This window comes from Moorena bouillonii PNG (genome assembly GCF_001942495.1).
Lineage (GTDB): Bacteria > Cyanobacteriota > Cyanobacteriia > Cyanobacteriales > Coleofasciculaceae > Moorena > Moorena bouillonii.
Genome location: NZ_MKZS01000001.1, coordinates 4928584 through 4936001, shown reverse-complemented (window position 1 = coordinate 4936001; position 7418 = coordinate 4928584). Strand labels below are relative to the sequence as shown.

The following is a 7418-nucleotide window of genomic DNA, read 5'->3' as shown; positions in this document are numbered from 1 at the left end:
TGGTTTCATGGTTTAAAAATACCATAGCTCTCCCCTCCAACCTGCGGAATGTAGGGTTGACGATTGACTGTCAACTATTAATCCTCAAGCGTCAATCGTCAACCGTGAACACAAAAGCAATCAACTAAACTACAGCGTTTTTCATAACTATGAGGTACACAGGATTTTTTCACTATTCCCCTCCTGGGAGGGGTTAGGGGTGGTTTACTATTCCCTGTTCCCTGTTCCCTGTTCCCTAAAACCCAGGAATATGCACCTCACCCAATTGAAAACTGCTCTACAAAATAGCTTAATCGGTACCAACAACTTCCTTGACAGACTCAGCCTGAGATCCCTCCAGACGTGGACCATAAGTTTGTACTACTTTTGAAGCAAAATAGTTTCCCCAACGTGCTGCTTGCTTAGTGGTCAAACCATTGGTGAGTCCAAACAACACACCACCCGCAAAGGCATCACCAGCTCCTACGCTATCCACGGCCTTAGCTGGGAATCCAGGCACCTCGAAAATTGTTTTATTTTCCGCCACTAAACAACCATTAGGACCATCAGTGATAAAAGCTGTATCCACTAACTCGCCTATTTTACCAGCACAATCAGACAAGGATTCCACTCCACAGAAGTGGCGTGCTTCTGCCGCGTTACAGAAGACCACATCACAATAATCTGTAATCAGCTGACGGAAATCATCAGCAAAATTCTCTACTAGAAAGAAGTCGGAAAAGGTAAAAGCACTCTTTACTCCTTTAAGCTTGGACTGTTCCATCGCCTCAATACAAGCTTTGCGAGTGTCATCCCCCGTCCAGAGGTAGCCCTCAACGTAGCTATATTTGCATTGGCTGAGTCGTTCTACATCAATATCAGTAGGAGCCAAAGTAGTAGATACTCCCAGATGAGTACACATAGTACGCTCAGCATCAGGGGTAGTTAGAATCACAGAGGTACCAGTCGGACCATTAGATAGCTCAGCTGGATGCACATCAAACTGAATCCCTGCCTTCAATAAGTCTTGTCGGTAGAATTCCCCATTGGTATCTCTAGAGACTTTACCTGAATAGAAGCCTTTACCACCACTTTGAACGATCGCAATCATAGTATTAGCAGCCGAGCCTCCTGAGCTCAGTTCCAGAGAAACATGCTCAAGATTTTGTAGAATCATAGCCTGCTTTTGGGCATCCATCAAAGTCATTGCCCCTCGATTCAGGTCATTTTCCCGGATAAAATCATCATCCACCAGTGCCAGAATATCGACTAAAGCATTTCCGACACCAAAGACATCAATAGGTCTTGACTGTTGAGAGTTTTCTGTCATTTTCTTCCAATCCCACTAATCATTCACAAAAAAGCCAGGGAAATTTGAACTCTACCCTGGCGCTTTTCAGACAACTATAACCAACCTATCATTGCTCTATCATTGCCGTATAAAGTAATGATATTGTTTTCGGTTCAATACTTATCATGGACTATTATTCATCAATTGAAAATTATCAGTGAAAATTATCAGTGAAAATTATCACTGGTCAATCGGCAATTAACAAATATGATTTAAGGTAAGGATTAAGCTCACGGCTGATAGCTTAATGCTTACCTGTATTGTGCAACGCTTTATTTAGACGTGATAGCAAGAACACTTAATTTAGGATCATCCATAACCTGGATCCCTTCTGGCAAGACTAACTCGTAAATGTAGAACATCTTACCCTGTTCCAAATTTGATATATCAATATCAATGCTTTCGGGAATTTTATCTGGGGGACATTGCACTTTTACTGTTGTAAGCCTTTGCTGCAAAACCCCACCTTGCTTAACTCCTACCGCTTCTCCCACTAGCTTCAGAGGTACAACGACCTCTACTTTATTTTGAGAAGCCACCGAGAAAAAACTGAGGTGGTACAGGGAATTTTTCCAAGGATGAGATTGTATCTCCCGCAGCAGAACTGGACCATTCCAGGAAAGGTCAGGAATAGAGAGCTCTATCAGGGTATTATTCACCGAGGCTGTTTTAAGCAAGTCTTCTGCTGCTTTAGCCGTCATAGTTAGAGATACAGATTCTGCACCATTGTGACCGTAAAGTACGGTGGGAATCAAGCCAGAACGGCGTAAGGCTCTCGGCTTACTACCTTCTGGTCGCTTTTGACATTCTACAGTAACATTCATCGGTAGGACTTTAACTCTTCGAGATAACGTAGCCAATTTAATGGCGATTATTGGTCAGCTACCGGTCGATTCCGCCACCGAGGGAGGTGCTGACCTAAATGGTAAGTCAGGGTGTTTAATCGAATCGGAAACTGGTGACATTTAAACTCTCCAACTGATGCCCTGACGCCTTGAGGCCCTAACACCCTGACCACCTCAAACTCCCGAAGTTATCGGTGTACCGCTAGCATCCAATAGTGCTCGCTTTGGACCGTGGATTGGGTCTTCGACAATAATTGTCTGGTCACGGCTGGCTCCTAAGGAAACCACCGCAATGGGAACTTTCATCAGTTCTGCCAGGAATTTAAGATAATCCAAGGCTTCCTTTGGTAAATCCTCTAAAGACCGACATTCAGCAGTAGATGTTTGCCAACCGGATAGGGTTTTGTAAACAGGCTGGCATCGGGAAAAAACGCTAGTACTGCTAGGAAATTCCCGACTGATTTCACCGTCAATTTCATAGGCGACGCACACCTTAATTTCTTCAAAGGTATCGAGTACATCCAGTTTGGTGATCGCTAGACAGTCAAGACCATTAATCCTAACAGCATAGCGACCAATGACGGCATCAAACCAGCCACAACGGCGGCGGCGACCGGTGGTTGTCCCAAATTCTGATCCTAGCTCACAAAGTAACTCTCCTTCTCGAGTGTGGATCTCTGTGGGAAACGGTCCTTCTCCGACTCGGGTTGTGTAAGCTTTTGCCACACCAATCACCCGATCAATCATTGTCGGTCCTACACCAGCACCCACACAAGCTCCGCCAGCCACTGGATTGGAAGAGGTGACATAGGGGTAGGTGCCATGATCTAAATCTAGCAGTGTCCCTTGAGCGCCTTCAAACAGAATATTGCGTTTTTGCTCAATCGCCCCATAAATCTTCAAGGAACTATCGACCACATAAGAGCTTAGCCGTTCAGCATACTCCTGGTATTGCTTGATCACAACAGCTGGGTCTAACGGCGCTAGATTATAGAGCTTCTCTAAAATAGCGTTCTTATAATTAATCGTCCAGGTGAATTTTTCTACCAATACTTCCGGATCCATCAGGTCAATGATCCGAATACCAGCACGCTCTGATTTATCCGCATAGGTCGGACCAATGCCACGACCCGTGGTACCAATTCTCTGCCTACCCCGGCGCTCTTCCGATGCTTGGTCAATCAATCGATGATAAGGCATCGTGACATGGGCTATGTTTGAAATCAGTAGATTTTTAGTGGAAATGCCCAGTGCTTCAAGTTGGTCAAGTTCGGCAATTAAAACTTCTGGGTCAATAACTGTACCGGAACCAATAATACACTCTGTATCCGGATACAAAATTCCAGAAGGTATCAGGTGCAGTTTAAACGTTTGACCTTGAACAACAACTGTATGCCCAGCATTGACGCCCCCCTGGTAACGGACGACTACATCTGCTGAACGACTCAGCAGATCTGTTATTTTGCCTTTTCCTTCATCGCCCCACTGGGCACCAATTACAACAACGTTAGCCAAGGGTTTATTTTGAATGCTAAAGTTTATCCACCTGATAATTATGAACAGTGGTTGTGACTACTGTCAACTTAAATCTTGGTGATCTACCCAGAAACTGGAGGAACGAGAGTAACATAAGTTAGTCTTGACGTAGAATCGCCACTCCAATGTCTTTTAGACTTTACCTATGTACTCTTATCAGTCATTTTTAACAAAAAAACTTCTTCAATGAAAATTTTGTTAGTGGAAGATGATATTCTCCTTGCTGAAAATTTATCCGAAGCCCTCACCAACCAACGTTATGTGGTTGATATGGTTACCAATGGCGAAATTGCTTGCCAGCAATCCCAAATGCTTGATTATGATTTGATGGTCCTAGATGTGACTCTGCCCAAGCTCGATGGCTTTGGTGTTTGTCGAAAATTGCGAGCCCAAGGCAATCAAATGCCGATTCTAATGTTGACGGGTCGTGATACCACTAATGATAAAGTCAAGGGTCTAGATGCAGGGGCTGATGATTATCTAGTTAAGCCCGTTGACTTACCAGAATTATTTGCGCGGATTCGGGCTCTGCTGCGTCGAGGTCAATCTATCGCACCACCAGTGCTTAAGTGGGGCGATTTGCGTCTTGACCCGAGTACCTATGAAGTAAGCTATGATCACCAACTTATCCACTTTACCCGTAAGGAGTATAGTTTACTCGAATTTTTCCTGCGCAACGGTCGGCGGGTACTGACTCGTAGTGTAATTATCGAGCACGTCTGGTCTTTTGAAAACCCTCCCGAAGAGGAGACGGTCAACGCTTACATCAAAAGTTTGAGGCGCAAACTGAGATTAGCTGGCGCACCCAGAGATTTGATTGAAACCGTTCACAGTGTGGGATATCGCCTTAAACAGTTAACTCCTGAACCAGTTAAACAGTTAACTCCTGAACCAGTTAAACAGTTAACTCCTGAACCAGTTAAACAGTTAACTCCTGAACCAGTTAAACAGTTAACTCCTGAACCAGAGGAGTAACACTAATGATTTTTTCCTCCGGATTGAGTTTGGCAATGGGATCCCCTGTGCCATCTTTTCCCCAAATCGGCACCGATTCCATAGCTAAACGCTTACCGCCGACGGAAGTGACTACCATGACCTCACTGGCAATGGAATCGTTAACCATGCTGACCAAACCATCTTTAGCGGTTTTAAACTGTAGCGCTTGAGTTCCCAGGTCTCCCCGATTAGCCAACCTGATCGCCTGCACGGGGAGGCGCTTTCCATACCCCTGCTCAGACACCAGTAAGAGGTTTTCCTCTTCCCCTAGCACAGCACAGCCAACCAGCTTTTCTTTACCCTTTAGCCGTAAGGCTTGATTACCTTGAGCGCTGCGTCCCATAATGGGTAACTGTTTGTCATTAATCTCAAAGCGCAACAGCCGTCCATTACTAGTTGCTACCACCACTTGTGCAGCTGTATTAGTAAACAGGTTGGCATACAGTAGCTGATCTTCATTTCTGAACTTGGTAAGCAACATACCACGGTTCGTTAGTTTTGTCAACTCAGACACTGATACACGCTTAATTTTACCTTGGTGAGTCAGCAACACTAGGGTGAATTTTTCTAGGTCATCTGGCACCCTAAAGTGAGCCACAACTGTTTCTGATTGAGCCGAATTTGGCAGCAACTTTACCAAGGGAATGCCCTGCTTGCGTCCAGCTGCTGGTGGAATATCTCTAATTTTGACTGGGTAGGCTTTGCCAGAACCAGTGATTACCATTAATTCTTGTGTGGTGAGCAGCAGCTGAGCCTCAACTATAAAGTCCTCCCCTTGTTTAATGGACTTGGGGAATTTTGGCTGTGTTGTGGCACTTTGCCGCTGTACATACCCGTGAGAGGTAAATTCTAGAAGTGTTTGTTCTGGCTCAGTTGGAGCATTAGGTAGGGTATCAGGAGTTTTTTGGGGTTGAGCAGATTTCCTACTCCTGGGTTGAGGAGTTGTCGGTTGTTCTAGCTGTTTTTCAGTTGAAGCAATAGAGTTTATTATGGTACGGCGAGGATCACCGTACTTGCGTTTAAGCGATCGCAAATCTTTCTTGAGGGCTTTGAGCAATTCCCGCCGATCATTGAGTAATTGGTGAAGCTGTTCCAGGCGCTGGGAAAGTTCCTCACGCTCGGTCTCTAACTTTTCTCGTTCTAAGCCAGTTAGCCGTCGCATGGGCATGGCCAGAATTGCGTCAGCCTGGATTTCACTTAAGTTTAACTGGTTTTGCAGGGAAAGCTTAGCAGTGCTACCATCAGGAGCATTTCTGAGAATGTCAATCATGGCATCCAGCTGATTCAGGCTAGCCAGTAACCCGTCTACCAGGTGAAGACGTGTTTCTTTCTGGGACTGCTCATAAGTATATTGCCGGGTTAGAGTCTGTTCTCGGAAGGTAATAAATGATTCTAACAACTGCCGCAGGGTAAGTTGTCGGGGTTGTCCATCTACCAAGGTCAGCAGGATAGCACCAAAGTTTGTTTGCAGGGGGGTTTGCTTATACAACTGCTGGAGAACCGTTGATGGCTGAGCATCTCGTTTGAGTTCCACCACCACCCGCATCCCTTCGCGATCGCTTTCATCTCGGATATCGCTAATCCCTTCTATACGCCCTTGATTGACCAACGCTGCCACTTTTTCAATCCAGGCGGCCTTATGCACCTGATAGGGCAACTCACTCACTACAATTGCCCTGCGTTGCCCCCGTTTCCCTCGACCGACTTGAATGGTTTCAAGCTTAGTGATGCCTCGAATCGGTATACTGCCACGACCGGTAGTATAGGCATCCCGAATCCCCTCAGCTGCCACAATTTCCCCCCCAGTGGGAAAATCGGGTCCGGGAATTAATTTCCAGAGTTTTTCATCTGCTAAATCGGGACGGTCAATCAGAGCAATCAAGCCATCTACTATCTCTACCAAATTGTGAGGAGGAATATTGGTTGCCATGCCCACAGCAATGCCAGAGCAACCATTGAGCAACAAGATTGGTAATTGTGCCGGGAGTACCACTGGCTCTTGCTGGGAGCTATCAAAGTTGTCGATAAAATCAACGGTTGCTTCCCCAATTTCTGACAATAGGGCTTGCGCGCCCACCGGAGAAAGTCGGGTTTCAGTGTAACGCATGGCTGCTGGTGGATCATTATCCACCGAACCAAAATTGCCATGACCGTCAAGGAGGGGATACCTGGTCGAAAAGTCCTGGACTAACCGCACCATCGCTTCATACACCGCTTGGTCACCGTGGGGGTGATATTTACCCAACACATCCCCAACCACACGAGCACATTTGCGGTATGGTCGATCTGGGGTTAACCCTAATTCGTGCATCGCATATAGGATACGTCGATGTACAGGCTTAAGCCCATCACGGACATCAGGTAAAGCACGCCCCACAATCACACTCATGGCATATTCAAGATATGAGCGTTGCATCTCCAAATGTAGGGCTGTGGGAATGACATTACTGTTTTCCAGTAGGTTCAGCTGTTTTGCCATCAAAAATCCTCCAATGCAGAATTGACAACAGGGTGTTGGGGTTTAGGGTATAGGGAAATTGCACGCTCGTTAAGGCTACGGTACTCGAAAAGATAGGGAAGATCTGGAGTTGAGAATTTTTTCTTCAGCTATCAGCTATCAGCTATCAGCTATCAGCTATCAGCTATCAGCTATCAGCTCTGAGCTATTGAATAAAATAAGCTGACGGCTGACGGCTGACGGCTGACGGGTG

General features: G+C 45.8%; 5 protein-coding genes. 1 reads left to right on the top strand and 4 read right to left on the bottom strand.

What is annotated here, in order from left to right; genetic code table 11:
- Positions 1 to 289: 289 nt before the first annotated feature.
- From BJP37_RS19995 to BJP37_RS19985, 3 genes are all read right to left on the bottom strand, one after another.
- Positions 290 to 1309: an adenosine kinase gene (locus tag BJP37_RS19995; protein WP_075901384.1), complete on the bottom strand. Its 1020-nt coding sequence runs from the start codon at positions 1307 to 1309 to the stop codon at positions 290 to 292.
- Positions 1310 to 1602: 293 nt separating this feature from the next.
- Positions 1603 to 2154 (bottom strand): 50S ribosomal protein L25/general stress protein Ctc, encoded by a 552-nt coding sequence (locus BJP37_RS19990; protein WP_070393929.1) that lies wholly within the window; start codon positions 2152 to 2154, stop codon positions 1603 to 1605.
- Between the two features lie 195 nt (positions 2155 to 2349).
- Complete coding sequence (locus tag BJP37_RS19985) at positions 2350 to 3690, bottom strand: adenylosuccinate synthase (protein ID WP_075901382.1); 1341 nt, start codon at positions 3688 to 3690, stop codon at positions 2350 to 2352.
- Positions 3691 to 3897: 207 nt separating this feature from the next.
- On the opposite strand from BJP37_RS19985, the gene BJP37_RS19980 reads away from it, so the two are divergent.
- Entirely contained in the window at positions 3898 to 4686 is a 789-nt protein-coding gene (locus BJP37_RS19980) for a response regulator transcription factor (RefSeq protein WP_330359445.1), read from the top strand.
- On the opposite strand, the gene BJP37_RS19975 is transcribed toward BJP37_RS19980, so the two are convergent.
- Positions 4655 to 7186 (bottom strand): DNA gyrase/topoisomerase IV subunit A, encoded by a 2532-nt coding sequence (locus BJP37_RS19975; RefSeq protein WP_075901380.1) that lies wholly within the window; start codon positions 7184 to 7186, stop codon positions 4655 to 4657. The genes BJP37_RS19980 and BJP37_RS19975 overlap by 32 nt on opposite strands.
- Positions 7187 to 7418 lie beyond the last annotated feature (232 nt).